Annotated in this window: 25 protein-coding genes; 19 read left to right on the plus strand and 6 right to left on the minus strand. The window is 47.4% G+C overall.

The window, feature by feature from the left end:
* The first annotated feature begins 1 nt into the window (after position 1).
* From B9Y77_RS02085 to B9Y77_RS02130, 10 genes are read left to right on the plus strand one after another with little or no spacing between them, the layout of a single operon-like run.
* Positions 2–997: an LpxL/LpxP family acyltransferase gene (locus B9Y77_RS02085; protein ID WP_085490280.1), complete on the plus strand. Its 996-nt coding sequence runs from the start codon at positions 2–4 to the stop codon at positions 995–997.
* Between the two features lie 15 nt (positions 998–1,012).
* Complete coding sequence (hutH, locus tag B9Y77_RS02090; RefSeq protein ID WP_085491415.1) at positions 1,013–2,539, plus strand: HAL/PAL/TAL family ammonia-lyase; 1,527 nt, start codon at positions 1,013–1,015, stop codon at positions 2,537–2,539.
* A 14-nt stretch (positions 2,540–2,553) separates the two neighbouring features.
* Positions 2,554–2,982: an acyl-CoA thioesterase gene (locus B9Y77_RS02095; RefSeq protein WP_085490281.1), complete on the plus strand. Its 429-nt coding sequence runs from the start codon at positions 2,554–2,556 to the stop codon at positions 2,980–2,982.
* Positions 2,975–3,631 (plus strand): LolA family protein, encoded by a 657-nt coding sequence (locus B9Y77_RS02100; RefSeq protein ID WP_085490282.1) that lies wholly within the window; start codon positions 2,975–2,977, stop codon positions 3,629–3,631. Before B9Y77_RS02095 ends, B9Y77_RS02100 begins: the two co-directional genes overlap by 8 nt.
* Positions 3,632–3,646: 15 nt before the next feature.
* The gene (locus B9Y77_RS02105; RefSeq protein ID WP_085490283.1) at positions 3,647–5,980 is read left to right on the plus strand and encodes an MMPL family transporter; all 2,334 of its coding nucleotides are present in this window, start codon (positions 3,647–3,649) and stop codon (positions 5,978–5,980) included.
* Positions 5,981–6,017: 37 nt separating this feature from the next.
* Positions 6,018–6,641 (plus strand): DUF3261 domain-containing protein, encoded by a 624-nt coding sequence (locus B9Y77_RS02110; RefSeq protein ID WP_176221696.1) that lies wholly within the window; start codon positions 6,018–6,020, stop codon positions 6,639–6,641.
* Positions 6,638–7,873, plus strand: coding sequence for a beta-ketoacyl synthase N-terminal-like domain-containing protein (locus tag B9Y77_RS02115; RefSeq protein ID WP_085490285.1), 1,236 nt, complete (start codon positions 6,638–6,640; stop codon positions 7,871–7,873). Before B9Y77_RS02110 ends, B9Y77_RS02115 begins: the two co-directional genes overlap by 4 nt.
* 1 nt (position 7,874) lies before the next feature.
* Positions 7,875–8,345 carry a hotdog family protein gene (locus tag B9Y77_RS02120; RefSeq protein ID WP_085490286.1) on the plus strand — a complete coding sequence of 157 codons (471 nt, stop codon included), beginning with the start codon at positions 7,875–7,877 and terminating at the stop codon, positions 8,343–8,345.
* A 15-nt stretch (positions 8,346–8,360) separates the two neighbouring features.
* A complete protein-coding gene (gene fabG / locus B9Y77_RS02125) occupies positions 8,361–9,089 on the plus strand; it encodes a 3-oxoacyl-ACP reductase FabG (RefSeq protein WP_170861518.1) in 729 nt (242 codons plus the stop codon).
* Positions 9,086–10,315 carry a beta-ketoacyl-ACP synthase gene (locus tag B9Y77_RS02130; protein ID WP_085490287.1) on the plus strand — a complete coding sequence of 410 codons (1,230 nt, stop codon included), beginning with the start codon at positions 9,086–9,088 and terminating at the stop codon, positions 10,313–10,315. Before fabG ends, B9Y77_RS02130 begins: the two co-directional genes overlap by 4 nt.
* A gap of 48 nt (positions 10,316–10,363) precedes the next feature.
* On the opposite strand, the gene B9Y77_RS02135 is transcribed toward B9Y77_RS02130, so the two are convergent.
* On the minus strand, positions 10,364–10,879 hold the full coding sequence (locus tag B9Y77_RS02135) for an adenine phosphoribosyltransferase (protein WP_085490288.1): 516 nt from the start codon (positions 10,877–10,879) through the stop codon (positions 10,364–10,366).
* Positions 10,880–10,977: 98 nt separating this feature from the next.
* A complete protein-coding gene (locus tag B9Y77_RS02140) occupies positions 10,978–11,862 on the minus strand; it encodes a tRNA modification radical SAM protein MnmL/YtqA (protein ID WP_254899889.1) in 885 nt (294 codons plus the stop codon).
* A 299-nt stretch (positions 11,863–12,161) separates the two neighbouring features.
* Here B9Y77_RS02140 and B9Y77_RS02145 point away from each other — a divergent pair, with 299 nt between their 5' ends.
* Positions 12,162–13,814, plus strand: a complete 1,653-nt coding sequence (locus tag B9Y77_RS02145) for an endo-1,4-beta-xylanase (RefSeq protein WP_085490290.1) — start codon at positions 12,162–12,164, stop codon at positions 13,812–13,814.
* Positions 13,815–13,895: 81 nt separating this feature from the next.
* Positions 13,896–14,075: a hypothetical protein gene (locus tag B9Y77_RS02150; RefSeq protein ID WP_085490291.1), complete on the plus strand. Its 180-nt coding sequence runs from the start codon at positions 13,896–13,898 to the stop codon at positions 14,073–14,075.
* Between the two features lie 45 nt (positions 14,076–14,120).
* Here B9Y77_RS02150 and B9Y77_RS02155 read toward each other — a convergent pair whose 3' ends face one another.
* Positions 14,121–16,121 carry a thrombospondin type 3 repeat-containing protein gene (locus B9Y77_RS02155; RefSeq protein ID WP_254899890.1) on the minus strand — a complete coding sequence of 667 codons (2,001 nt, stop codon included), beginning with the start codon at positions 16,119–16,121 and terminating at the stop codon, positions 14,121–14,123.
* A 380-nt stretch (positions 16,122–16,501) separates the two neighbouring features.
* On the opposite strand from B9Y77_RS02155, the gene B9Y77_RS02160 reads away from it, so the two are divergent.
* The 7 genes from B9Y77_RS02160 (at position 16,502) to B9Y77_RS02190 (ending at position 23,432) form a co-directional block, all read left to right on the plus strand.
* Positions 16,502–16,717 (plus strand): hypothetical protein, encoded by a 216-nt coding sequence (locus tag B9Y77_RS02160; RefSeq protein ID WP_015732474.1) that lies wholly within the window; start codon positions 16,502–16,504, stop codon positions 16,715–16,717.
* A gap of 50 nt (positions 16,718–16,767) precedes the next feature.
* Positions 16,768–19,086 carry a LysM peptidoglycan-binding domain-containing protein gene (locus B9Y77_RS02165; protein WP_254899891.1) on the plus strand — a complete coding sequence of 773 codons (2,319 nt, stop codon included), beginning with the start codon at positions 16,768–16,770 and terminating at the stop codon, positions 19,084–19,086.
* A gap of 108 nt (positions 19,087–19,194) precedes the next feature.
* Positions 19,195–19,935, plus strand: a complete 741-nt coding sequence (locus B9Y77_RS02170; RefSeq protein ID WP_085490294.1) for an ankyrin repeat domain-containing protein — start codon at positions 19,195–19,197, stop codon at positions 19,933–19,935.
* 88 nt (positions 19,936–20,023) lie between these two features.
* The gene (gene dapB / locus B9Y77_RS02175) at positions 20,024–20,854 is read left to right on the plus strand and encodes a dihydrodipicolinate reductase (RefSeq protein ID WP_085490295.1); all 831 of its coding nucleotides are present in this window, start codon (positions 20,024–20,026) and stop codon (positions 20,852–20,854) included.
* Entirely contained in the window at positions 20,855–21,871 is a 1,017-nt protein-coding gene (locus tag B9Y77_RS02180; RefSeq protein WP_014545089.1) for an ABC transporter permease subunit, read from the plus strand.
* 116 nt (positions 21,872–21,987) lie between these two features.
* Positions 21,988–23,010 carry an aminoglycoside phosphotransferase family protein gene (locus tag B9Y77_RS02185; RefSeq protein WP_085490296.1) on the plus strand — a complete coding sequence of 341 codons (1,023 nt, stop codon included), beginning with the start codon at positions 21,988–21,990 and terminating at the stop codon, positions 23,008–23,010.
* On the plus strand, positions 23,010–23,432 hold the full coding sequence (locus B9Y77_RS02190) for a PTS sugar transporter subunit IIA (protein ID WP_085490297.1): 423 nt from the start codon (positions 23,010–23,012) through the stop codon (positions 23,430–23,432). The genes B9Y77_RS02185 and B9Y77_RS02190 overlap by 1 nt, the downstream gene beginning before the upstream one ends.
* A 38-nt stretch (positions 23,433–23,470) precedes the next feature.
* Here B9Y77_RS02190 and B9Y77_RS02195 read toward each other — a convergent pair whose 3' ends face one another.
* From B9Y77_RS02195 to B9Y77_RS02205, 3 genes are read right to left on the minus strand one after another with little or no spacing between them, the layout of a single operon-like run.
* The gene (locus B9Y77_RS02195) at positions 23,471–24,901 is read right to left on the minus strand and encodes a hypothetical protein (protein ID WP_085490298.1); all 1,431 of its coding nucleotides are present in this window, start codon (positions 24,899–24,901) and stop codon (positions 23,471–23,473) included.
* A complete protein-coding gene (locus B9Y77_RS02200; RefSeq protein WP_085490299.1) occupies positions 24,901–25,620 on the minus strand; it encodes a MauE/DoxX family redox-associated membrane protein in 720 nt (239 codons plus the stop codon). Before B9Y77_RS02200 ends, B9Y77_RS02195 begins: the two co-directional genes overlap by 1 nt.
* Positions 25,621–25,629: 9 nt before the next feature.
* Positions 25,630–25,824, minus strand: a complete 195-nt coding sequence (locus B9Y77_RS02205; protein WP_139829238.1) for a hypothetical protein — start codon at positions 25,822–25,824, stop codon at positions 25,630–25,632.
* Between the last annotated feature and the right edge of the window lie 20 nt (positions 25,825–25,844).

Raw genomic sequence — 25,844 nt, forward strand, 5'->3', positions numbered from 1 at the left:
CATGGACGCGAATACCCCAAATTTGAATACAAATGATGTCTTGAAGGCGCATTGGGCGGACATCAAGGAAGTGGGCGGTAGCATGTGGCATTTCCGCTTTATGCTTTGGATGGTATGTCATCTGCCGCTGTTCATGGTCGAAATCATTACGGCTGTGGTTTGCTTCTTCTTTTGGCTGGGAGCGAAGCCTGTTCGTGTTCGTTCTAAAGTTTATCTGGAACATGTGTTCAAGGCGAACGGGAAACGCGTTGATTTATTGGGGACGTATAAGCATATCTATTCGTTTGCCCTTTCGATGATGGAAAAATTGCTTGGCTGGAAGGGGGCTATCAAGCTGAACCAAATTGAAACGCAAAATGATGATTTGCATTCGTTGATGGACGGTTTCGAAAATGGGCAAGGCGCTTTTGCCATTTGTTCACATTTAGGGAATATGGAAATGCTTCGTTCGTTGACTGGGTATGGCGAATACATGACGAAGCGAAAGTTTGAAGTTTTCCCGGTACTTGATTTTTCGGTAACTTCAAAATTTAACAGCCTCTTGCGTGAATTGAATCCAGAATTGATGGACCATGTAGTGGATGCAAACCGCATTGATGTGAATACTGCGGTGTGGATGAAAGAACAAATTCACAATGGCAACTTCGTTGTAATCGCTGGGGATCGCACGTCTGCTAATTCAAGAAATCGCGTGATTGAAACAACGTTTTTAGGGGAACCTGCAAATTTCCCGGAAGGCGCGTTTTCATTGGCGGGCATCCTTGATGCTCCTGTTTATTTCATTTTTGCGATTCGCAAACACGATTTTAATATCCGCTCTGCATATGAAATGCATGTGGTGCGGGCTAAAACGTCTTTAGACTGCTCACGTAAAGAGCGGCCGGAGCGTTTGAAAATGCTTTTGCAGGAATACACTGAGTTGTTGGAAAGGCTGTGCAAAGAACATCCTTATCAGTGGTACAATTTCTACAACTTTTGGGAAAGATTAGAAAAATAGGTGGAGAACAATCTCATGAAAACTGTCGTTATCGGAAGCAAAAAATTAACTATTGAAGATGTGGTCGCTATAGCGAAAAAGCAGGTGGCTGTTGAACTCGATAGCTCTATTGAATTTCAGAAAAAGATTGATTCGGGTGCTGAATTCCTGGATGAAGCACTTGCTGAACACGGCGGCATTTATGGCGTGACGACGGGTTATGGCGATTCCTGCACGCAGGTGTTGCCGCCGGAGCATTATTACCAGCTCCCCATCAACTTGACGCGTTTTCATGGTTGCGGTCTCGGCGATTACTTTGATGCTGAAACGACTCGCGCTATTATGGCGGTTCGCCTGAATACGCTTGCGCAGGGCTTTTCGGGCGTGAGCTACGCTCTTTTGAAAATCATCATGCAGTTCTTGCAGAATGATATCTTGCCGCTGATTCCGCAGGAAGGTTCTGTGGGTGCTAGCGGCGACTTGACTCCGCTTTCGTATTTGGCAGGTGCCGTGATTGGCGAGCGCGATGTGATGTACAAAGGCGAACGCCGTTCTTCTCTGGACGTGATGAAGGAATTGGGAATTACTCCGCACAAGTTCCGCCCGAAAGAAGCAATTGCCATTATGAACGGTACGGCGGCGATGAATGCGGTTGCTTGCATGGCTTATTCCCGTGCCGAATACCTTTCGGATTTGGCTTGCCGCATTACGGCGATGATTACGGTTGCCATGAAGGGCAATGCCTATCACTATTATGAACGCTTGTTCGAAGCGAAGCCGCATCCGGGTCTTGGACTTGCTGCCAAGAAGATGCGTGAAGCCTTGAATCTCGAAGTCGTGCAGAACGTTGTTCCTGAAAAAATTCAGGATCCGTATTCACTGCGTTGCGCTCCGCATGTGATTGGTCTTTTTTACGATTCCAGTGCTTTCTTGCGCCAGCTGATTGAAATTGAACTCAACAGTGCCAATGATAACCCGATTGTCGACCCGTTTACGAAAAACATTTTCCACGGTGGGCATTTCTACGGCGGACACATCTGCCTAGCGATGGATACGCTCAAGAATATGGTTGCAAACATTGCAGACCTTTTGGACCGTCAGCTCGCCATGATTGTCGATATCAAGTTTAACCGCAACTTGCCGCCGAATCTTGCGGGTAGCAAGGGCGATTACGATATCAACCACGGCTTCAAGGCGGTTCAGATTGGCGTTTCTGCTTGGACCGCTGAAGCTTTGCATTTGACGATGCCGATGAGCGTGTTTAGCCGTTCAACGGAATGCCACAACCAGGACAAGGTCAGCATGGGTACGATTGCAGCCCGCGACTGCATCCGCGTATTGGAACTTTCGGAACAGGTGGCAGCGGCAACGCTTTTAGCTTCTGCTCAGGCACTTCGCATCCGCTTGGAACGCAAGGAAATTTCGGAAGACCGCATCAAGAATCTGAAGGATACTTATGATCAGGTGTTCTCCAAGTTTGCGCCGCTAGAATGCGACCGTCAGCTTGAAAAGGATTTGCGTAATACATTGGAACTCATCCGCAATAAATTTTACGCGGTATAAAGGACCTAATTCGTATGGCTGTAAAGAAAATCAAGGAAACGGTTGAATTCCAGATTGAATTTTACGATGTCGATTCCATGCAGGTTGCATGGCACGGCAATTACGTGAAGTTCATGGAAGTTGCCCGATGTGCGTTGTTGCGTAAAATCGGTTACGATTACAACGAAATGACGCGTAGCGGTTACGTTTGGCCCGTTGTGTATATGCATATCAAGTATATCCGCCCCATGATTTTTATGCAAAAAATTCGTGCCGTCGTGACTCTCGAAGAATACGAAGTCTGCATGAAGCTCTCTTATAAATTTATGGATGCTGAATCGGGAACTGTGCTTACAAAGGCTGAAAGTACCCAAATGGCGGTCGATATGCAGACTAAAGAATCCCTTTGGGCATGCCCGGCGTGCTTTGTTGAAAAAGTTAGGGCACTTCTTGAAAATGGCTAGAAGCATTTTTTGTAGATTAAATAGGATGATTCTATTACTTGTCCTAGCTTTGTCCATGTCTTTATCCATGGCTGCCGTTTTTGACCATCCTGTGAACGCAACGTCGAAACAGGAGTTGTCGAGTGTACTCCTCCAAATGACTCGCCATGATGTCGTGACAGGAGATTTCAAGCAGACGAAGTCTATAAAGAAGCTGAATCGTGATTTCGTTTCGACGGGGACGTTCCGCATTTCAAAAACTTCAGGCATTGTCTGGAAGACCCAAAAGCCGTTTCCATCGGAGTTGACAGTTTCTGATGCTGGTATTTCTGAACGAAACGTGAACGGTCAGGTTCGTGTCATTTCTTCGAATGATAATCCTGTTTTTGCTCAGTTTTCAAAAACTATTCAAGCTGTTTTTTCTGGAAATCTCTCAGAACTAGAAACGAACTTTAATATATTTTGTGAAAAGACGTCAAATGGATATACGGTAGGGCTTGTTCCGCGAGAAAAAGCGGTGCAAAAAGTCATTGCTAACATTGTGATGGATGTATCCGAAAATTTGGAAAAAGTCGTTATTACGGATGGTGAGGGGTCCCCTGTGGTATACGAGTTTTCAAATCAAAAAACATCAGATAAAAATTCGGCAGAACAGCCGGGGGCTCCGTAGTACAGGATTCTTATTATGAAAGTTTGGGCTCTTGTTCATATTGTTTTGATTGTTCTCGGCATATCAGTTCCGTGGAAACTTGATTCTAATCTGTATTCCATCTTGCCGGATTTCAATGAAATTCAAAATGTGAGCGAGGCCGAAAATGCCCTCAGTAACCGCACGATGAGAAATATTACGGTTCTCGTCGGGCATGAAAATTTTGAGGTTGCCCGCAAAGTCGCTGTTTCGCTAGATAGTCTTTTTAAGGATGATCCCTCCTTAACGGAAACTCGACTTTTTGTTGATGAAAATACATTGGGCGAGACTCGCAATTTCTTGTTTGACCATCGTTATACAATTCAGGGCGATGATGTCCGAGACGCTCTTTCATCGGGAAATATTGAATCGTTGAAGCTTAGCGCCCTCCAAAAAATATACGGCTCGTTTTCGATGGTCAATTTGAACCGCCTCGAAGAAGATCCGTTTTTGCTTGGAGAATCTTCTTTTGAAAATTACATGAAGAATTCACCGATGACCTCTACGCATTTTAGTTTGCGTGATGGCGTGCTTGCCGCTCAAGATTCCGGGGCTACATACGTGATGTGGAATGCGGTGCTTTCTGAAAGTGTTTCTTCGATGGCGTCAGATGATCATGTGATTGGGCGCGTGAATCGCGTGCTGGATTCTTTAGAAAAAGCAAATTCCGGATTACGTGTTGCGGCGTCGGGAGCTCCGTTCCATAGCTACGAAAGCTCGAAAGAAGCAAAATCTGAAATTGCTCTGATTTCGGGTGTTTCCATCTTTTTGATCTTGCTGTTGCTCCTTTATGTTTACCGCTCGGCTTTGCCTATTGCCGTAACGATATCGACGATTTTACTTGCCGTTTTTACGGCGCTCGTGTTTACGTGGTTTGTTTTTGGGAATGTCCATGTATTTACGTTTGTTTTTGGTACAAGTGTAATCGGTGTCAGCATTGATTACTCGGTGCATTTTTTCACGAACTGGAAGTCTGGCGTTCGAAATATTCGTACCAAGATTTTTAAGGGGCTTTTGCTTGGATTCTTGACAACAGAATTTAGCTATATTGCGCTCACATTTGCGAATTTTCCGTTGTTGCGACAAATGGCGGTATTCTCGATTGTGGGATTGTTGAGCTCGTTCTTGACCATTACGCTTTTGTTCCACGATGTGTTTGAAAGACCGCGAAATGTCAGGGTGAAAAACAATAGCTTGTCTATAAAGAATCTTCCAGTATCTATTCCTAAAAAATTCAATAAGTGCTATTCTAAATTACCTACGTGGGTTGTTGTCCTGTTTTTTGTATTTTTCGTCATTGCTTTGTTGCCGGGGCTTTGCTCTCTCAAAATCCATACAGATTTGGGCAGTCTTTATTCGATGAGCGATAAGCTAAAAGCGGGTGAGACTTTAAATCGTAAATTGAATAATATCGGAATATCGCCCAACTATTTTATTGTAGAAGGCGATAGCGAAGAAGAAGTCTTGCAACGTGAAGAAGTTCTGGCATCGCGTCTTTTGCAGGCTGAAAAGAAAAAACAGCTGAAATCGTATTTAGCGGTGTCCAGCTTTGTTCCGTCGCTTGAAACTCAAAAAAAGACTTTTGTCGATGCCCAGCGTTTGCTTGCAAGTCGGGATTTCTTAACGGAAATTGGTGTGCAGAAAGATTCTCTGTTTGTCGAAGGTTTAAAGGGGGATGCAAAGTACGTCGAGCTTAAAAGCTTGTTCTCTGAAAATTCAAAAATGCTCCCGCACTCATTTCGTTCACTGCTAGAAATGTTGTGGATTGGTGCGGTCGGCGATTCTCAGAGCAAAAAGTATTATAGCGCCGTATTCCCGCTCCATGTCACGGAAAATTTTGATGCTCGACAAATGGCTAAGAATTTGCCTCATGTCTATGCGGTGAATAAAATGCAAAATATCAATGCGTCGCTCACGAAAATTTCACGAATCTCTTTGACGCTTGTTGGTTTGGCGTATATTGTGATGTTTATTATTCTTGTAGTTGTGTATAAGTTTACTGATGCTTTGAGAATTTTGCGAGCTCCAATTTTGGCAAGTTTCTTTGTGGCATCTGCGTTTGGCTATCTGAATATGGAATTTAATTTCTTTGCTATTGTCGGTGTGATTTTGACACTCGGTATAGGTATTGACTATGCTTTGTTCTTTAGAGAAGGCGGTCGTCAAAAATCAGTGACCACTCTAGCGATTATGCTTTCGGCAGCGACGACGCTGATTTCTTTTGGAAGTCTTGTCTGTAGTGCTTTTATCCCTGTAAAAACTTTTGGGCTTGCCGTTTTGCTTGGAATTTTATGTTGTTTTCTACTTTCTCCATTAAGTGCAAAACGTTAAATTTTTCTAACTTTGTGCTTAGAATATGAAACTTGGTATGAGAATTTTTGCTTGGGTAAGCGTTGCGTTAGGTGTGTTCTGCCTTACGTCTTGCCAGCACACTCTTGTCAAGCCCAATTCGATGCCTGTCTATTATTCTGATTCTGGCTTTGTCAATTTGCTGCCGACCACAGCGATGTCAGGAACTATTGACGAGGCTCAACATCTCGAAGGGACTTTCCGAAAAATGAAGTCTCCAGGCAACTCTCTTGCGGATACGTCTACAACGACTTTTAGTGGCGATGTCTGGGTGCGTGCAAATGATACTATCCTTTCGGTCGTTTTCTTTAGCGGTTTTGGCACGACAATTGCAGAGTTGACTTATGCAAAAGATTCTGTTTCGTTTGTAAGTTCGGTCATCGATGTCGAAAAAATGAAAGCGGAATATGTGATTGCCGATTTGCAGACTTGCTTTTATCCTTTTGAGGCGCTAAAGAATAATTTTGAACAGTCTGGTTTTACATTTACCGAAAAGCGCTTGTCGGATGAGTCTCAAGATTTCGAACGCGTATTGTCTGAGAACGGGAAGACTATTTTGCGCGTTACCCGTAAGGCAAGTGAAATTGACTTGGTGAACGAATTGCGCCAATACAAGTACCACATCAATCTTGGTAGCGAATGAATAATCGACCTTTGTACATAAATGATTTTAGCTTCCACTGCATTTTAGGTAGCGATAAAGTACAAGTCTTTGATAAACTGACGAAAGGCATTCGTGGAAATTTTACCACTTATGATGTGGCGGGTGTGATGCGCCCTGCGGCGACTATTGACCCTGCATCGTTACCTCCTGTAAGCGAGAAAAAGTACGACAATCGCGTTAATCGCCTTTCACAGGCTGCGTTGTCTGGAATGGATAAGACCATTCGCAAAGCGGTTGATCTGTTTGGGGCAAATCGCGTTGGTATTTTCATCGGCTCTTGCGACAATGGCTCCGAAGCTTCTGTGGCCGCTCTCAGATGTTTTAAGGAAACAGGTGCGTTCCCTGAGGGGTATTTGCTCGATTACCAGCGTGCTGATTTCCCGCTGCGCTTTATTGCTGATCGTTATGGCATTACTGGAATGACTTCGGTTCATTCTACAGCATGTGCTTCTAGCGCTAGTGCTTTTGTTTCCGCTCGCAATAACCTTTATGCTGGGAATTGCGATATGGCAATTGTGGGTGGCGTGGATATCGCATCTCTGTCGGTGATTCTTGGCTTTGCCTCTCTCGAAGCGATGAGTGACCGCCCGACAAATCCGTTTAGTGCGAACCGTTCCGGGCTTACGCTTGGCGATGCGGCTGTATTTTTGGTGGTCTCACGTGAGCAGTGTGATGAGCTTTGTACGCACGATTGCAGAAATCTCAAGGTGGTTGGCTTTGGCGAAAGCGCTGATGCAGACCACATTACGGCTCCTCGTGCCGATGGGGAAGGGGCGTATCAGGCGATGAAGGCTGCCCTAGAAAATGCGGGGCTTAGCGCATCTGAAATCGGTTACGTGAATTTGCATGGAACCGGTACGGAACTGAACGACGCAATGGAATCTCGTGCCGTAAACCGTCTCTTCGGTGAAGCGAATCATGCTGATGTTCCTGTAAGCTCGACAAAAGCTTTGACGGGACACACGTTAGGCGCTGCGGGGGCTTTGGAATTGGCTTTCTGTTGCCTTGCGTTAAAAAGTGCTGGCGAAAATAACGAATGCATCAGTCGACTCCCGGCGCATCTTTTCGATGGTGTAGTCGATGCAAATCTCCCGCCAGTACATTTGGTAAAACCCGCTGAAACCGCAAAGAATCTCAAATATTGCATGAGTAATTCCTTTGCATTCGGTGGCTGCAATGTGTCTTTGATTGTTGAAAACAGTTTGATTTAATATGAATGAAGAATTTAAAACAAAAGAGGCTACAAGCGAACTCGTTCCGCATAAAGGCAAAATGCTTTTGCTGGATCGCGTTCAAAATTACAGCCTTGAAGATGTAAATATCACGACGGAAATCGATATTTCGCGTAATAGTCTTTTCTACGAAGACGATTTGGGCGGAATCCCAGCTTGGGTCGCATTTGAATACATGGCCCAGAGCATTTCTGCTTTGTCTGGAATTTATGGCCGCACCAAAGGCGATAAGCCAAAGGTGGGATTCATCATGAGTGTGAGCGGTTTCAAAGCCGATATTCCGGTTTTTAAGGATGGCGAAACCGTTGTTGTCACTGTTCATGAAACCGTTCGAATGGATAAAGCGGTCACGTTTGATGGTGTTGCAAAAGTGGGTGATAAAATCGCAGTAATAGCAACTCTGAACACGGTTGAAGTCGATGATCCAAAGGCTACTTTGGGCATGAATTGAATTTGAGGAATGAATATGGATAATGCAAAATCTGTCTTGATTACGGGTGCTAGTGGCGGTATTGGTCTTGCAATTGCCGAAGCGGTTGCAAAAGAAGGCTATACAGTCGTCGCTCATTACAATAGAAACTCCGCTCCGATTGACGCTCTTGCTGAGCGGATTCGTGCCAATGGCGGTAATATTCGCACATTGCAGTTCAATATTTGCGACCGTGAACAGTGCAAGGAAGTTCTTGAAAAAGACATTGCCGAAAATGGCGTGTACTATGGTGTGATTACGAATGCGGGTGTCTGTGCTGATGCCGCTTTCCCTGCCATGACGGATGACTATTGGGACAAAGTCTTGAATACAAACTTGAACGGTTTTTACAATGTCGTTCATCCGCTCGTGATGCCGATGTGCCGTAAACGCAAGGGCCGCATTATCACGATTTCTTCTGTGTCTGGAATTATCGGAAACAGGGGACAGGTCAATTACAGCGCCTCGAAGGCTGGCCTTATTGGCGCCACCAAGGCTTTGGCTACTGAACTCGCGAGTCGCAATATTACGGTAAATAGTGTTGCCCCTGGTGTTATTGAAACTGAAATGATCAAGGATGCACCGCTTGATATGATCTTGCCTGCAATTCCGATGAAACGCGTTGGAAAGCCCGAAGAAGTGGCTGCAACAGTTGTGTTCCTGCTTTCAGAAGGAGCTGCCTACATCACTCGCCAGGTGATTTCTGTGAATGGAGGCTTGGCATGACCCGTCGCGTTGTTGTTACTGGTGGTAGTTGCATTTCGTCCTTGGGCATGGATGTCGAAGATGTTTTTGCTTCGCTCAAGACTTTGAAAAATCGCGTTGTCCGCATGAAAGAATGGGATTTGTATGCGCAAATGAATACGCGCTTGGCATGTCCGATTCTTTATGACTTGCCCGAATATTCCCGCAAAAAGGTTCGCGGTGCAGGTCGTGTGGCTGTGCTTGCGATTGCTTCTGCGGATAAAGCCATTCAGTCGGCAGGGCTTGCCGAAGAAACAGCTCTTTTGAAGTCTGGTCGCGTTGGCGTGGCTTATGGTTCTTCGATGGGCAGTATTAATCCCTTGTTGGATTTCTTCTCGATGCTGAAGCCGCCTCATGATTGTTCCAAGATTACAGCAACGACTTACATCCGTTCCATGCCGCAGACTTGTGCGGTCAACGTCAGTGTTTTCTTTGGTACGACAGGCCGCATTATCACGACGAATACGGCTTGCACAAGCGGTAGCCTTTCGATCGGTTATGCTTATGAAGCTATCAAGTACGGCATGCAAGATGTGATGATTGCCGGTGGCGCTGATGAACTTGACGCTACGGAATCGGCTGTATTTGATACTTTGTTTGCGACAAGCGTCAAGAACGATACTCCTGAATTGACTCCCGCTCCGTTTGATCGCGACCGCGATGGTCTTGTCATTGGCGAAGGTGCCGGGACGCTCATTCTCGAAGAATACGAGCATGCTAAAGCTCGTGGCGCACACATCTACGCGGAACTTGTCGGCTTTGGACACAATACCGATGGCGACCACATCACGCAGCCGAAAAAAGAGACGATGCAGATTGCGCTTGAGCTTGCTCTCAAGAGTGCAGAAATTTCACCGGAAGCGATTGGTTACGTGAGCGGTCACGGTACGGCAACACGCCATGGCGATATTGCAGAAAGTTGGGCTACGTACAACGCCTTTAATGGACACTCTGTCGCTATTTCGAGCCTTAAGAGTTATATCGGACATACGCTTGGCGCATGCGGCGGTATTGAAGCCTGGCTCGGCATCAACATGATGAATCGTGGCTGGTTTAACCCAAACCTAAATCTCAATAATGTTGATGAACAGTGCGCTCCGCTCGATTACATTACCGGTTCCGGCCGTGAAATGGATGTGGAATACCTCATGTCGAACAACTTTGCGTTCGGCGGAGTCAACACTTCGCTTATCTTCAAGCGCGTTTAATCGCTCTGTCACCCCGGACTTGTTCCGGGGTCACCATTTTCATTTGCTTTAAAACTTTGTCAGCGTTTCTACACGATAGCCGTCAAGAACTTCACGACCTTTAAGATCTGTAAGTTCAATAACAAATGCAAAGCATTCAACCTTGCCGCCCATTTTCTCCACGAGATGGGCGGCTGCTTTTGCAGTGCCACCAGTGGCGAGTAGGTCGTCGACGATTACCACGCGTTGCCCAGGTTTTATCGCATCTTTATGGATTTCCATGCAGGCGGTCCCGTATTCAAGATTATAAGTCACTTCGACGGTTTTGCGGGGGAGTTTTCCTTTCTTGCGTTCTGGGACAAATGGCTTATGGAAATGCTCTGCAATTGGTACTCCAAAGAGGAAACCGCGCGCTTCTAGCCCGATAACGACATCAAAATCAACATTTTTAAGCGTTTTGTAGAACGCATCAAGCGTAAGCTTTAGTCCATCGGGGTCGTTCAAAATTCCCGTGATATCACGGAATAAAACTCCCGGCTTCGGAAAATCTGGAACCGCAATAATGTAATCTTCAATACGTTTCATTTACCCCTCTCGTTATAATGGTTAATAGTCAATGGTCATTAGTTATTGGTTGTAATAACCGCGGCTTTTGCCGCCAAATTTAAGCTAGTGACTAACGACTAATTTCTATCTAACAATTTCTCGACTGTCGCAATAATCTTGTCGCGTTCTCCGCACCAGTTCGGTGCAATCAAAAGCTCGCTCGGGCTTTCGCCGCTGAATCGCTCAATCGCGATATCCTTGCCAATAATCTTGATCATCTCGGCAACCGCTTCGCAGTATTCCTCGAACGAAAGCAATTTGACTTCGCCGTTGGCAAAATCTTGCGCCATGACCGTGCCCACGACAATGTGCAGCGGGTGAATTTTGACTGCCGCAAGTTTCAAATCGTGAACGACTTGTGCTGTGTGCTTAAAGTCTTCCATCTTTTCGCCAGGAAGCCCAACAATCACATGTGTCGTGACGGTAAGACCTGCGGCTTGGCAGCGCTTTACGGCGTCTTCAAATTCCGCAAGTGTATGCCTGCGGTTGATGCCCGCGAGCGTCAAGTCGTTTGCTGTCTGAAGCCCGATTTCAACAACAATTGGCTTTTTGCGGTTGAGCTCTGCAAGGTATTCAATCTTTTCGTCTTCAAGGCAATCTGGGCGTGTACCAATTGCAAGCCCTGCAATTTCTTTATGCTTAATAATCGGATCGATGATTTCGCGCAGATGTTCAAGCGGAGCATGCGTATTCGTGTATGGCTGCAAGTAGGCGAGGATGCCTGCATTCGGGTACTTGTCGCGAAGTTTCGGAACGTACTTTTCGAGTTGCTCTTGAATTGAGACTTTTGCTTCGTCAAAAACAGGACTGAAACTGCGGTTGTTGCAGTAGCTGCATCCCGAAAATCCCTTGGTCCCGTCGAGGTTCGGGCAACTCATGCCGCCATTCAGCGGGAGCTTGCGCACCTTGAGGTAATTAGGGAAAAGTTCCAGAAGTAAATCGCGATAAGGTTTGTAATGCATGACCATAAAATAGTTAAATGTTCTTTGCTACTAGATATACATTTATTTCTGCTGGAATGAACATTGATTATTACTTATAAAATCGTTTGCCTACGTTGATACACTTGTTACACTTTTTCGCTCGTTTGTATTATAGTCGGTCTAAAATATGCCCTAAATCGCCCGAAAAACGCACTTCGAGTATATATTTAGACTTGAAAATAAAAGCCCTGGATCCTTCACATTCGTTCAGGATGACGGTGATGCGCATTCTCAACGGCATTTGAATGATCTGACTATAATTAAACCGAGGTGTCCTCATGAATTTTAAAAAGAATAAAGCTCTTGCGATTGCGGCGACCGTTGCCATGGCGCTTTCTGTGCCGTCTTTTGCACAGTTGAACAATGGTGATATGGAGTATGGTGACGGCGGCTGGTATTTGTGGAACAATCCTGATGGTCCAGCTGTAGCCGAATCGCAAATTGCCGTACAGGGGCTCGGCGTTGATGGTTCCCAGGGCGCTAAGGTCGTCGTGAAGGAACTCCCGAATCCGTGGTGGGGCTTGCAGCTCCAGCCGCCTAAATTCTTGGCAGACTCCGGTTTTTATAAGCTCTCGTTCAAGGCAAAAGGCAACATGCCTATCAATTCCGTGGTGCAGGGTGGTCCTCCGGATTACCGCCAAAAGGAAAGCGCTTCGTTTGACTTGACAGACAAGTGGCAGACTTATGAAATGATTTTCCTTGCTGACCAGAAGGGTTACGGCCTCAACAACATTACGTTCCAGATTGGCCTCAAGAAGGGCTGGATCCAGCTCGACGATGTCGAAGTCGAAAAGATGGACGAAATGTCTGACCCGTCCTGGTATAACAATGCCGATGCCCGTATCGATAGCCTCCGCAAGGTGAATTTCACGGTCAAGGCAAATCCGGGCGAAAAAGTCCACGTGAAGCTGTTGCGTCATTCGTTCCCGTTTGGTACAGCGCTCGCTCTCTACGACACCAAGGATAGCACCGAAAATTGGTACCGCAACGCAGCCAAGAAGTACTTCTGGCATGGCGTTTCTGAAAACCAGTTCAAGTGGCCGGAATACGAACCGAAGAAGGGCAAGATCAAGCGTGAAGAAATGAAGGAATACACCGACTTCACCGCCCAGAATCACTGGAAACTTCGCGGTCACGCTCTCATGTGGAGCCACCAAGGCTACGGTTTCGACAAGCACTACAGCAACAAGGGTAGCTGCGAAGAAATGGCTGAAAAGCTCAAGGCACGTATCTATCGCGACCTCAAGGAATACAAGGGCAAGATTACGGAATACGACGTGTGGAACGAACCGATTCACGAATCCTGGACGTTCAACAAGTGCGGCTGGGGCATTCTCGACAGTGCCTTCATTTGGGCTCACAAGGCTGATCCGAGCGCATTCCTTTACATCAACGATTACAACGTCGTGGCTGCAGGTGAAACGGATCGCTATTATGGCTTGATTAAGGGTATGCTCGAACGCAAGGTGCCTGTGATGGGCATTGGCGTGCAGTGCCACTTTGGGCTCCGTCCGGTGGTTGTGCCGAGTCTCATCAAGGAACGCTTGGACAAGCTCGCTTCCCTTGGCCTCCCGATCAAGGTTACAGAATTCGACGTGGGCGACTGGCAGGCTGGTATGAACGATACCGAAGAAGTCCAGGCTGAAAAGTTCGAAACTTTCCTTCGTACCGCATTTAGCCATCCGGCTGTGAACGGCATCGTGTTCTGGGGCTTCTGGGACAATCGTCACTGGGTCAAGAACGGCGGCATGATCGCTTCTGACGGTCGCGAAAAGCCTGCTGCAAAGCGCGTTTATGACTTGTGGCACAAGGTCTGGACGACGGACCTCTACGCTATCGCCGACGAAAATGGCGAAGCCAAGTTCCGTGGTTTCAAGGGCTACTACCAGGTCAACGCTGGCGACAAGAAGTTCCAGATTACCGTGAAGTAATTAACCATGTCATTCCCGCCTCCGAGCGAGAATCTCCTTTTACAAGCCGCGTGATGCGGCTTTTTTACTATCTTGCTTTCCATGAAACAGAAAATCCCCGGAATCCTCTTTTTACTCGCCATGCCTCTTTCCGTCCTCTTGTACATCAAGGTAGAGGCGCTCTCAGGCTCGGAGATTCTCGGGCTTTTATCTGCTGTCGCGCTGTACGTCGTCGTTGCGCTCGTCATCGCGCTTTTGTTCAATAGTAAGGATAGAACATAAAACACGTCGTTGCGAGCGAAGCGCGGCAATCTATCTCAGTTCTGACTATTCTTCTTTAATATGGTACGGCAAGAGACGTACGCCGACAGGGTTTAGCTTGGCGTAGCCATGACTGTTCATCGGTAGCTGCAATCCATATCCAGATGCTTTTAAGCGATCTTCCTTGACGCCCTTGTTCACAAGGAATTCAAAGATGAAGTTCGCTCTAGAATTCGCAAGTTCAATAGGCTCCTTCGATTCTCCTGATTTTACACTGCACTGGATTTCAATGGCGATTTGCTTGTTGTGTCGCATGATGGACACGACATCACTCAATGCTGTGTAAGAAGAATTGAGTGGCATTTCGGAACCTTTATGGAACTGGATACGTCTTGCTATTTTATCCAAATTTAGCTTTTCACGAATAGGGCAGCCATTGGCGTCAACAGCGGTGTGTTCCAGCGTATTCGGGCAGTTGTCGAGGTAGTCCACGACTCCGTCCTTATCAGAGTCGATGGGGCAGCCAGTCTTGTCAACGGGTGCATCTACAGGTGTGTCTGGGCACATGTCGTCTTCATTGAAAATTCCGTCTCGGTCGAAGTCTAGTCTACAGCCAACACTATCTACGCCTACTCCTGGCGGCGTGTTTTCACATTTATCCATAAAGTCCGGGATGCCGTCTTCATCGGAATCAATGGGGCAGCCATACATGTTCACAATCTCGTTCGGGGCGCTGTCGGGGCACTTGTCCCATTCGTCAGGAACGCCGTCTTTATCGTTGTCCATAAAGCATCCGTACTGGTTGACCTTAAGTCCTGCGGGTGTGCTCGGGCAGGAGTCAAGTACGTTCGGAACGCCGTCTTCATCAGTATCGAGAATACATCCTTTTTCGTTGACTTCTTCGCCGGGTTCAGAATCCGGGCATTTGTCTAGTTCGTTCGGGATGCCGTCGTTGTCGTTATCGCGGATACATCCAAATTCATCAACCGGGTATCCTTCCTTTGTATTGGGGCACTTGTCCTTGTAATCCGGAACGCCGTCGTTGTCACGGTCAAAAGGGCAACCGCTTTCGTCAATAAGCACTTCGGCAGGTGTGTCCGGGCACTCGTCCAAGTCGTCTGCAATACCGTCGTTGTCGGAGTCCGGCGCGCAACGGTATTTATTGTCCTTGAACGAAAGACTCGACTTGGGACATGCTTCCATCTTCTTTTTAAAGTCATCGATCCTTCCACCGAGGTCAAATGTACGGTTAAATTTAATAGAGACTGCAATCGGAGGACTTCCTGGGACGGTGTAAGAATATTCGTGTCCCTTGTTCTTAACTGTGATTTCATGTCCTCTACTGATTTTCCTTTTTCTGAACAAGTCCATGCCGAGGTCTGCATTGATAGACATCGTCGTGAATTTCGGAAGTCTGACTTTCAATCCAGGAGAAAATCTCAGCTGATCATTCAAGAACCCGCGCCACACATCTTTGGTTCGGATCTTTGTTTCACCGGATGCTTCGAGGACAAGCGAAACCCATTCGTAAGGGAAGAGTGTGATGCCTGAACCCCAAGTGAATATATTTTCGCCGTTTTCAAATGCTCTAAGAACGCCTGCGTAATTATTCCAGCGCAGATTCCTGTGGATGTTGATCGATAAGTAGAGCGTTCCTGCCACAGCAAAGTCTGCGGCAGAATAGGGGTTGGTATAGTCGCCTTTATGGATGTACCAAAGGTGCCTCGGACGGACGCCCTTCTCGTTTGTTCCGGTCGGAATGAATACCTCGAGCGCTGCAGCTAAGTTGAACAGGTCCTTTAAGGACTGGTTTGGAAGTTGAGCCTTGACCATGAGTCCGATGTCGCCAAAGCCCACACCTTTGAGCTTGGTTCCTCCAGCGTCACCGTCATAGTGGACATTCAGGTTGAGTCCCGCTTCGAGATAATCAAGGATGCCGTAGCCGACATAGCCAAGAATCGTGTTCGAAGGGGTGGTGGTCAGCGTGTATTCCTTGCCCGTTTCATCAGTGAGGAATCCTTCGAGACTGGCAGGCTTGTTGCTGCTCGCCATTTCGAATCCGCCCATGACAAAAAGGTCTCCTGGGTTGAGCGTTCGTGCTCCAGGAACATGGATTCCACTGCTATTAAAGGAAAATCCAGATTGCGCAAACAGAAAAACGGCGCAAAAGAGAAGTGTTGATAGAAATAGTTTCATTTTTTCATAAAGAATTTAGACATTTTTTTAGATTATCTGTTTGCATTTTCAAATTTATGTATATATTTCACTTCCGAAGTGAGAAACAATAACTCCGCAAATAAATTGCCGTCATGGCACCGAAAGTCGCAAAAGGCGTATAAGATTAACAGAGTGATTATCATTCTGCAAATCGTGACTGCTTTTGTGATGTGTGGGGTTATCCTATATGGCATGAACAGATTGATGCAATAAATTGGAGGAAAGCTTATATGAATAAAGCTTACTATTGTGGTCGTCGTCCTAAGAGTGATGCGTTCGATGATACCCCGGATCCAACCTATTTGGGCGAAGAAGATGATCTGATCAAGGAAGAAGAAGAACCGCAGGAAGAAGAAGTTGACGAAGAAGTCGATTTTGACAAGCCATCCTTTGGCCGTAACCCCATTTGGTCTGACTACGGCGAGGACATGGATTTCGACCAGTGATATGGTCGGATAAATTCGTTAGACTCGGTCTTGCATTAGTTCTTTTATTTTTGAGCGCCTGCGCTCCCAAGCAGGCGAAGCTTGCCGCGTCATCTCAGGGAAAACCTATCCAGCCGGAGAAGGTTTCTATTGATGTACCTGCTCCAAACCCAGGTAAGGAAATTGTTGGGGATTCGACGAGGCCTTCGTGGGTCTATTATCAGTATGGACTTCAGGCAATTGATAATAATCAATGGGCTGTTTCCAAGCATTATCTTGAAGAATCTCTGCGTTTGCTCGTAACTGAGAAGTTCGATTCTACAAAGAGCAAGCTAACACGTTCTGAAGATTCCATTTATAAAATGCAGATGCCTGTGCGCATTGTCCAGGCTTTAGAAGATGTCTATCCGAACCTCGCCGAACAGGAGGGGAGTGATTCTACCAATACGGACAGCCTCACTATTGAAGGTGTAGACGCTTACGACGAAAATGCGGCCGACAGCGCATCGATGCGCGTTATCGAAAATTTCCTCGACACTGTTGATGCCGGGCGTTTCTCGCTCCCGATCCGCTTTAACGAACGCGTCATGCAGGAAATCTATTACATGACGACGTCTGCACGCGGCTTTATCACTCGCTCGCTCTCCCGCAAGACGGCGTACGATTCCTTGATCTATACAAAGCTTGCCCAGAAGCGCATGCCACGAGACCTTATCTACCTTGCATTGGTGGAATCTGGCTTTAATGTGAAGGCGTATAGCCGTGCAAAAGCGGCGGGCATGTGGCAGTTTATCCCGGAAACCGGCATCCGCTATGGTCTAGAAGTTGATTTTTGGGTTGATATGCGCCGCAATCCAGAAATGGCGACTGAGGCCGCTTTGAGCTATCTTTCAACCTTGTACGCCGAATTTGGCGACTGGCTTTTGTCGATGGCTGCCTACAACTGCGGTGAAGGCAGAATCCGTCGATTGATTCGTGAGAAAAAGGCTGATTCTACGTGGGGCAACCGCCCTGTAACATACTGGGATTTGCAGCTCCCGCAAGAAACCATGCATTACGTGCCGCGAATCCTTGCGGCGATGGTCATTGGTCATTATCCAAGTCATTACGATGTGGAAGTTAACAAGCGTCAGCTGCCGGCATACGATACGGTTACCGTTTACGATTCGTTCTCTCTAGATGAAATTGCGAAGTTCCTGAAGGTTCCTGAAGATACGCTTCGCACGTTGAACATGGAATTGACCATGTGGTGTACACCGCCTAATCGCGATGCGTACTTGCTCCGTTTGCCATACGGTACGCGAGCCGCCTTTGTGCAGAACTACGACCGCATGGAAAAAAACGGCTTTTCGAGCTGGAAAGAGCACAAGGTGCGTAAGGGTGAGTCTATAGGCGTTATTGCGCAACAGTATGGCGTGCGTGTAGCAGAAATTCAGCGTGCCAACGACATGAAAAAGACAAAGCTTAAGCCGGGTCGTACGCTGCTCATCCCGATCAAGGTCGCTCCGCGCAGGTCTACAGGCAAAAAGCCGACGAAGGTCCGCACATATGTGGTGCAGCTGGGCGATAATCTCGGTTCCATTTCCCGTCGCTTTGGCGTTTCTCAAGAATCATTGCGTGTCTGGAATAATATTGAAACGGGTTATAACGTCAAGAAGGGCGATACAATTTACGTTTCCAAGCCAGATCTCAAGCCGACGAGCTTTATCCAACAACGCGTTGCCCTCAAGAAAGGCGAAATGTATGTGGTCAAGGCGGGGGATACCTATGCCGAAATCGCAAAGAAGTATAAAGTCCCTGTGTTTCTCCTGTTGCAGGCAAACAGCGGCTTTACCAAGCGACTCACGATTGGCGATTCTCTTGCTATTCCTGCTTATGTCCGTCCGCCGCGCAAAATGTCCAAGGCGACTGACGAAGAATTCCCTGTCGAGCCCGCTAAGGTTGTAGAATCTTCGGATTCCAAGACCTCGAGTAAGTCATCCAAAAAGACCGCAGAAAAGTCTTCGAATTCTAATTCTAAGTCTTCGAAAAAAGCTCCGGTCAGCACGACGATTATCTACACGGTTGAAGCTGGTGACAATTTGTTTGCTATCGCCAAAAAGTTCTCGACGACGGTTGCCGCCATCCGTGAAATGAACGAAATGGGCAATTCCTCGAACATCAAGGTCGGACAAAAGATCAAGATTCCGGGAACTTCCACGCCGGCTCCAAGCACCCCGAAGATCGAAGAGATTACTCATGTCGTCAAGAAGGGCGAGGGACTTTGGGATATTTCGCGCCAGTATGGTGTGACGATTGAAGATATAGTGAAGTGGAACGGGCTTAAAGACACGAAAATCAAGATCAATGAGAAGCTGAAAATTAAAACGACCAAGAAAAGCAAGAAATAATCGTTTGTTTTTGAAAAAAAATGTGTAAATTCGTGTTTTTTATGGAATAATTTGAAAAAAATAGTGTAGTTTTAACTTGGAAAAATCAAAAATTCATTGGAGTATAATATGAAGAAGAAAATCTTGGCTCTCTGTGCTGCTGGTCTTATTTTTTCTTTGACCGGTTGTGAAGAAACCATGGACCCGAACGACCCGCAGTCTGTTCGTAGATATTTGACGAAGAAGCAGATTGGCTTTACGCCGAATCAGTTCGTCTCTTATGCGGTCAATAGCGATACCGCCAAGATGACTTTGTTCCTCCAGGCTTCTTTCGAAATTGACCAGCCGGCAGATAACGGCAATAATGCTGTCGCTATCGCAGCAAACAAGGGCAACATGATGGTGCTCAACTACTTGTTTGATCATGGCGCAAAGGCTAATGTCAACAACGGCAATGGCGAACCGGTTATCGATAACGCTGTCATGATGGGCAACAAGGAAGTTGTCGTCCGCATCTTGGATCAGCTCAAGAAGGAAGGCGTTGAACCGCAGAACCTCGCTACCGCAGTTCTTATCGCCGCAAAGACTGGCAAGGCTGACATGCTCGAAGTGCTCGCTAACGCTGGTGCTCCGCTTGAAAACCGTAGCCCGGATGGCTATATGCCGATTCATTGGGCTGTCAAGTCTGGTAACTACGACGCTATGATGTTCCTCATCAACAAGGGTGTCGATGTGAACGCCAAGTGCGGTCAGGGTTACTCTGTGCTCGACTGGGCTACGAATGAAGGTTATACTCGCCTCATCAAGGCTTTAAAGAAGCACGGTGCCAAGAATACTGCAAAGTATAAGATTGACTCTCGTGGCAAATAAGCTAATCTTTTAGCTTGAGTTTACAGGACGGGTCTAAAGCCCGCCCTTTTTTTCTATCTTGTCAAACGGAAAAACAACAGGAGATTTTATGTCTATCCAAGTGATGGTTAATGGTATTCCGGGAAGCATGGGCCGCATCGTGGCCGAAACTTGTGTTGCCCGTGGTTTGGAACTTGTCCCGTATTCTTTGACGGGTGAAATTATCGTCGAAAACGAAGCCGAAGTTGCAGGCAAGACGATTCAGCTCTTGAAGCCATCCAACCGAGAAGCCCGCATTGGCGAAGTGCTTGCCAAGTATCCGAACATGATTTGCATTGACTACACGCATCCGACGGCAGTGAACGACAACGCCGCTTTCTACGTGAAGCACAAGATCCCGTTCGTGATGGGAACGACCGGCGGTGACCGCGAAGCCCTTGCAAAGCTCGTTGCCGATGCCAACCATCCGAGCGTCATCGCTCCGAACATGGCTAAGCAGATTGTCGCTTTCCAGATGATGATTGAATTCTTGGCCAAGGAATTCCCGACCGCATTTGAAGGCTACAAGCTTTCCGTGGTTGAAAGCCACCAGAAGACTAAGGCTGATACAAGCGGTACAGCTCGTGCAGTCGTAAGCACCTTCCAGAAGATGGGTTTTGACTACACGCCGGACGATATTGAAAAGGTCCGTAACGAAAAAGAACAGATGGAACGCATGCACGTGCCCGAAGAATATCTCGGCGGTCACGCATTCCATACCTACAGCCTCGATAGCGCTGACGGCACGGTTCACTTTGAATTCCAGCACAATGTTTGCGGTCGCAAGATTTATGCCGAAGGCACTGTTGATGCTGTGAACTTCCTCGCCGACCAGATTGCCGCCGGTACCGCAAAGCCGTTCAACATGATGGACGTCTTGCGTTCTGGAAAAATGAGATAAATGCGATCCTATATCCTTCGTCGTTTGCTGCTGATGATCCCGACGCTTATCGGGATTTCGTTGGTGTGCTTTATCTTGATTCAGCTCTTGCCGGGTGGACCTGTCGAAGAGCTGATTTCTCGTGCGCAACAGGCGGCTTCGATGAAGGGTGGCGTGGATGCGTCCAAGGCGCTCTCGCCGGACCAGATTGCGCAAATTCAGGCGTACTTTGGTTTTGACCAGCCTGCGTGGAAACGTTACCTCACGTGGCTTTGGAATGTTTTGCATTTGAATCTTGGGGAAAGCTACACGTACGGACTTCCGGTCTGGGATGTGATTGTAAGCCGTTTCCCGATTTCTTTGTTCTTTGGCGTGACCTCGTTCTTCTTGAGCTACCTTATTTGCATTCCGCTTGGGCTCTGGAAGGCGGTGCATCACGGAAGCAAGCTTGATTCTTTTACGAGCGGTCTTATTTTCTCGGGTTACGTGATGCCGGGTTATGCGCTTGGCATTTTGCTCATCATCTTTTTGGCGGGTGGTTCGTACTTGGACATTTTCCCGCTCGGTGGGCTTACAAGCGATGACTTTGAGGATTTCACGTTCTTCGGGAAGGTCTTTGACTTGGCGCAACATTTGGCGCTCCCGATTTTCTGTTACATGATTAGCGAATTTGCGTTCCTCACGTTCCTCATGAAAAACTCCGCACTTGAGGAACTGGGCCGCGATTACATGCGTACGGCTTTGGCAAAGGGGTTGAGCTTTAAGCAGGCTCTTGTGCGTCACGCGCTCCGCAATGCGCTTATCCCGATTGCAACGCGCCTTTCGGAAATTTGCACGCTTATGTTTGCGGGTGCACTCCTCATCGAAAAAGTCTTTGATATCGATGGTATGGGGCTTTTGTATTACAATTCGATGGTCAACCGCGATTATAACGTGGTGATGGGGATCATCTTCCTCAGCAGCCTTATGGCAATGGTGGGGCGCCTCTTTAGCGATATCCTTTATACGCTAGTCGACCCGAGAATTAAGTTCTCGTAAGATAGTCTTTAGTTGTTAGTCCATAGTCTTTGGTTTATTGCTTATAACTAGCAACTAATGACCAATAACCTACATTTTCTTTGTCATTTTCCTCTTTCTTATTGTATATTAAAAGCATGCAAAACGATATTATTAAAATTTCTCCGAGTATTCATGAGTATCTCTTGACTCATGGTTATACTGAAAACTTTACTGTGACTCCCATTGCCGGTGCAGGCTCTGGAAGGCGTTATTTCCGTATCGCTAGCGATGAACGTAAAAGCGTCTTGCAGGTAAGTGCCGAAGTGAATGAAGATTTCAAGCACTTTGTCGAGTATTCCAAGACGTTCAGGGAGTACGGCTTGCCGGTCCCGCGCGTTTATTGCGTTGACGAAGATGCTTGCCAGGTGTTGCAAGAAGACTTGGGCAAACGCAGCCTCTTGGACGAAGCTTTCCCGAATGGCACGAAGGTTCTTTCGGGCAGTGCGCGTATTCTGTACCCGGAAGTGATTGATGCGCTTATCCAGTGGCAGAATGCAAGCCATCAGCTGTTCAGCCATCACACCGAAATTTGGCTCCGCCGCTTTGACTTTGCCGCCCTCAAGTGGGAATCCGATTACTTTACTGAGAATTACCTCAAGCTCCACAAGGGCATTACGGAAATTCCGGAATCGGTCCGCAATTTCTATTCGCTCGTGGCAGTTTCCGTCGAAGCTCAGACGAAGGTCTTGATGCATCGCGATTTCCAGAGCCAGAACATTATGATCCGTCCGAATTCCGAAGTCGCATTTGTCGATTTCCAGGGTGCTCGTCGCGGTTCCATGTTCTATGATATCGCATCGCTCTTGTGGGACCCGTACGTGAGCTTGCCGCTTCCGATGATCAAGGACTTCTTTGAATATTGGCGCAGCCAGTACCGCGGTACAAGAATTTATACGAAGGACGATGCCTGGGAAGGCTTTGTGCATGCTAGCTTGCAGCGCTTGATGCAGGCTCTCGGTGCTTACTGCTTCCTCTCCAAGGTGAAGAAGATTGAAAAGTTCGAACAGTACATTGAACCGGGCAAGGCTCAGCTCCGTGTGCTGTTTGACGAATTCAAGCAGATCGCCAAGGCTACAGATCCTGAAGTGTTCAAGTTCATGGATTGGGCTCTCCAGTAATGGCTCTCATCTATACGCGTATTTACGCGCAGCCTGTGGAGTTCAATCGTGCTTTGGGTTACGCTTATGACGCGCTTGTGAAAAGTCCTTATCCGTTCGACGCCATGTCGACATGGAAAGGGCTTTCTGAGCGTGTGGCTCAGGGCATTTATATGGGGCAGGGACTTTTGCTCCCGCATACGCGCGTTCCTGGTTTGAAGGAACCGCTGATGGCTTTTGTCGTCGCCCGTGAAGGTATTACGGGGATTAAAACTCGTAATGACGAGAAGGCGCAATTTATGTGCGTGCTTCTCTCTCCGGCGGAATCGGCAATGGCGCATACGGTTACGATTGCTAATGTGGCAAAGCGCTTGCTCGACCCCGAATGGAAAGAAAAAGTCCTCGCCGCCACCGACGAGGAAGAGTTGAAAAAGATGTTTTAAGATGGAGATGCCCGCTCAAGGCGGGCATGACAAAAACATCACCACTGGAGGCTACCGACGGCATAAGTGCGGTAGCCTTTAAAGTCTCCGAAGAATCTTGTGTAGCTTGTTCTAAAGCTGAACCATTCCCACGGAGTCAAGCTCAATGTCAATCCAAGTTCTTTGTAGCGAATAGTAGTCTCTTCGTTCAGGAACTTTTTGTCCATAGCGCTTTCGGGAGTGTGCAAATCATTGATATTCCCGCCGAAAGCGGTATCTTTGGCTACAGCGCCAAAGAAGAGTGTTGCCTTGATAAAGTTGTATGTGGCGGTCACTTCGGTATGGACTTCTTGGCTATTCGGGCCGAGGTCGCTGCCGAGGCTTTTGGCATAGCTTGCGTATGTGTAAGCTTTCCCTTTGTGGTGTGTGTAGACCCAGGGCTCAATGCGCGTGTATTCGAACATCCAGTCGAGATTCACGGGGCCGACCTCGATATTGTCACGGGCGACGCCGAGCGTTGTAGCCCACTTGTTGCCCCACCAGCTATCGTCAAACATGCTTGTCGGGGACTTCATATCGTCCCACAAAAGTTCAGCGTAAAATTCCCAATTCGGGAGTGTTTTCACGCTCAAGTCAAATGCTAGCGAGATGTTGTCCTGATCGCCCTGCAGGTGTTCCTGAAAAACGTAAGGGATGAAGGGGAGAACGTAAGCCCATTCAAATTCACGACCCGTGCTATCGCTATCGGGGTTCGGATTTGAGCCCGCTGCTTCAGTAGTAGTGCCATAAAGCGATGTTTCAGAAATTCCGAGTGTGATTTCTTTTGGAAGGTTTAAGTTCAGGCGATGCGCATGGAAATACTTGCCAAAGTTCTTCTTCTCGAAAAGTTTGGCTGCATATTGCGTGTATTCAATAGGGCCTAACGTGAACTGGTAGCCAAAATAAGGAGTCGGGGCAGCATCGGGAATGCGGCTGGAGCTGTCTTGCCAAGGACGGTAAAAATTGCGTTCTCCGCGTAAAATCACGTGGTTACGGCGGGCTGGGCCCCATTCCAAAAAGTCAAATCCGGCGAGGAGCTTGACCGGCTCAAGGTTGTAGCTTACGTTTGCGGCGAAGAGGTCCCAAGTGCGTTTGTGTTCGCTCTGCTTGTTGTAGGGGAGTCCTTCGTCGGGATTGTAGTAATTGAAATTGATGTAGCGGTTTGTGTAGTCCGTGTTGACTTTGACACGGGTATCAAACAGGAACGCGTCGGTGAATTTGCCGCTTGCGAAAAGGCGTATGGACATGGAATTGTCGTAATGCGTTTTCGCCCTACTGAAATTCGTAATGGCAAGAGAATCCAGGAGCTGGACGTTGATGTTCAGCTCTTTGGAGTGTGCCGAATCCGCTAGGGTAACGTGGTGTGGCATGTCGACCGGGTGCGCCGAGCAGGCGAGTGCGGTTCCAAAGATAATGCTAAGGATAGACGGGGTCTTGTGCCACGATTGCATTACTTCACTTCCTTGTCTTTTTTCCAGATGCCGATGATGCTCTTGTTTTTGCGGAAGGCGAGCCAGAGCGTCGGCCAAATGAGGATGAGGTCACGGATGAGGCTAGTCCAGGCTTCTGCCTTATCCTGTGCGCCTTCGAGTTCAAAGCAACCGCAAGTGATGCCGAGGTCGTTCCAAAGAGCCCAGGCGAGTGCGATGATGAAACTTACGAACATCCAGAAAATCGCAAATGCCGATTCGCGGACAAACGGCGACACGATCATCGCAAGCCCGAACCAGAATTCAAATTGCGGGTACACGAGCGCAAAGAAATTGTTCACGAAGTCGAGGTGCAATGCCGAGAAAAACTGGTACTGCGCAACGAGCGTTGCAAACTGATGCGGGTCCTGGATCTTGAAAATGGAGGCGAAAATGAACATGCCACCAATGCCTACGCGGCAAAGCGTTTCAAGAGCGCGGATGGCAAAGTCCTTTTGAATCTTGATGGCCGGGAAGATGAGCGCACAAGCGAGAACGATTGCGCCAACGCCAACGTGGATGTTGTAGCGGTATGCCTTCGGCCAAATGTCGAGGAGCCATTCTTGGTCGGTGAACGTGAGAATCGTTTCGGGGAAGCTGATTTCGGCAACGCCAACGGTCACGAAGAATGTTGCTACGAGAAGGAGAATGCCCGCGATAATGGTCTTCTTGAGATTTTCTTTTTCAAAACATGCAATCATGGGAACTCCTTAAAGAATGTCTGCCGGCTTTTCGAGGACATCTTGGGTGCCAATCCAATCGACGGATTTGGCGTCATCGACGCGGATGTTGTTGATGATGGCGAGTGCGATGCTGAATGCGGCAATGCCGAGCAGGACAATCCAATTTAAGGATTTGAGATAGACGAGTGCGTCTTGATAAATCTTCTGAATTTTTTCTTTCATGTTGTTCAATATACAAAAAA

Origin of the sequence: Fibrobacter sp. UWB13 (assembly GCF_900177805.1) — a bacterium.
Lineage (GTDB): Bacteria > Fibrobacterota > Fibrobacteria > Fibrobacterales > Fibrobacteraceae > Fibrobacter.

What these genes read in the sequence shown, in the direction of transcription:
- B9Y77_RS02085 (WP_085490280.1), top strand. Translation starts at nt 2, where the DNA reads ATGGACGCGAATACCCCAAATTTGAATACAAATGATGTCTTGAAGGCG.
- hutH (WP_085491415.1), top strand. Translation starts at nt 1,013, where the DNA reads ATGAAAACTGTCGTTATCGGAAGCAAAAAATTAACTATTGAAGATGTG.
- B9Y77_RS02095 (WP_085490281.1), top strand. Translation starts at nt 2,554, where the DNA reads ATGGCTGTAAAGAAAATCAAGGAAACGGTTGAATTCCAGATTGAATTT.
- B9Y77_RS02100 (WP_085490282.1), top strand. Translation starts at nt 2,975, where the DNA reads ATGGCTAGAAGCATTTTTTGTAGATTAAATAGGATGATTCTATTACTT.
- B9Y77_RS02105 (WP_085490283.1), top strand. Translation starts at nt 3,647, where the DNA reads ATGAAAGTTTGGGCTCTTGTTCATATTGTTTTGATTGTTCTCGGCATA.
- B9Y77_RS02110 (WP_176221696.1), top strand. Translation starts at nt 6,018, where the DNA reads ATGAGAATTTTTGCTTGGGTAAGCGTTGCGTTAGGTGTGTTCTGCCTT.
- B9Y77_RS02115 (WP_085490285.1), top strand. Translation starts at nt 6,638, where the DNA reads ATGAATAATCGACCTTTGTACATAAATGATTTTAGCTTCCACTGCATT.
- B9Y77_RS02120 (WP_085490286.1), top strand. Translation starts at nt 7,875, where the DNA reads ATGAATGAAGAATTTAAAACAAAAGAGGCTACAAGCGAACTCGTTCCG.
- fabG (WP_170861518.1), top strand. Translation starts at nt 8,361, where the DNA reads ATGGATAATGCAAAATCTGTCTTGATTACGGGTGCTAGTGGCGGTATT.
- B9Y77_RS02130 (WP_085490287.1), top strand. Translation starts at nt 9,086, where the DNA reads ATGACCCGTCGCGTTGTTGTTACTGGTGGTAGTTGCATTTCGTCCTTG.
- B9Y77_RS02135 (WP_085490288.1), bottom strand. Translation starts at nt 10,879, where the DNA reads ATGAAACGTATTGAAGATTACATTATTGCGGTTCCAGATTTTCCGAAG.
- B9Y77_RS02140 (WP_254899889.1), bottom strand. Translation starts at nt 11,862, where the DNA reads ATGCATTACAAACCTTATCGCGATTTACTTCTGGAACTTTTCCCTAAT.
- B9Y77_RS02145 (WP_085490290.1), top strand. Translation starts at nt 12,162, where the DNA reads ATGAATTTTAAAAAGAATAAAGCTCTTGCGATTGCGGCGACCGTTGCC.
- B9Y77_RS02150 (WP_085490291.1), top strand. Translation starts at nt 13,896, where the DNA reads ATGAAACAGAAAATCCCCGGAATCCTCTTTTTACTCGCCATGCCTCTT.
- B9Y77_RS02155 (WP_254899890.1), bottom strand. Translation starts at nt 16,121, where the DNA reads ATGGGCGGATTCGAAATGGCGAGCAGCAACAAGCCTGCCAGTCTCGAA.
- B9Y77_RS02160 (WP_015732474.1), top strand. Translation starts at nt 16,502, where the DNA reads ATGAATAAAGCTTACTATTGTGGTCGTCGTCCTAAGAGTGATGCGTTC.
- B9Y77_RS02170 (WP_085490294.1), top strand. Translation starts at nt 19,195, where the DNA reads ATGAAGAAGAAAATCTTGGCTCTCTGTGCTGCTGGTCTTATTTTTTCT.
- dapB (WP_085490295.1), top strand. Translation starts at nt 20,024, where the DNA reads ATGTCTATCCAAGTGATGGTTAATGGTATTCCGGGAAGCATGGGCCGC.
- B9Y77_RS02180 (WP_014545089.1), top strand. Translation starts at nt 20,855, where the DNA reads ATGCGATCCTATATCCTTCGTCGTTTGCTGCTGATGATCCCGACGCTT.
- B9Y77_RS02185 (WP_085490296.1), top strand. Translation starts at nt 21,988, where the DNA reads ATGCAAAACGATATTATTAAAATTTCTCCGAGTATTCATGAGTATCTC.
- B9Y77_RS02190 (WP_085490297.1), top strand. Translation starts at nt 23,010, where the DNA reads ATGGCTCTCATCTATACGCGTATTTACGCGCAGCCTGTGGAGTTCAAT.
- B9Y77_RS02195 (WP_085490298.1), bottom strand. Translation starts at nt 24,901, where the DNA reads ATGCAATCGTGGCACAAGACCCCGTCTATCCTTAGCATTATCTTTGGA.
- B9Y77_RS02200 (WP_085490299.1), bottom strand. Translation starts at nt 25,620, where the DNA reads ATGATTGCATGTTTTGAAAAAGAAAATCTCAAGAAGACCATTATCGCG.
- B9Y77_RS02205 (WP_139829238.1), bottom strand. Translation starts at nt 25,824, where the DNA reads ATGAAAGAAAAAATTCAGAAGATTTATCAAGACGCACTCGTCTATCTC.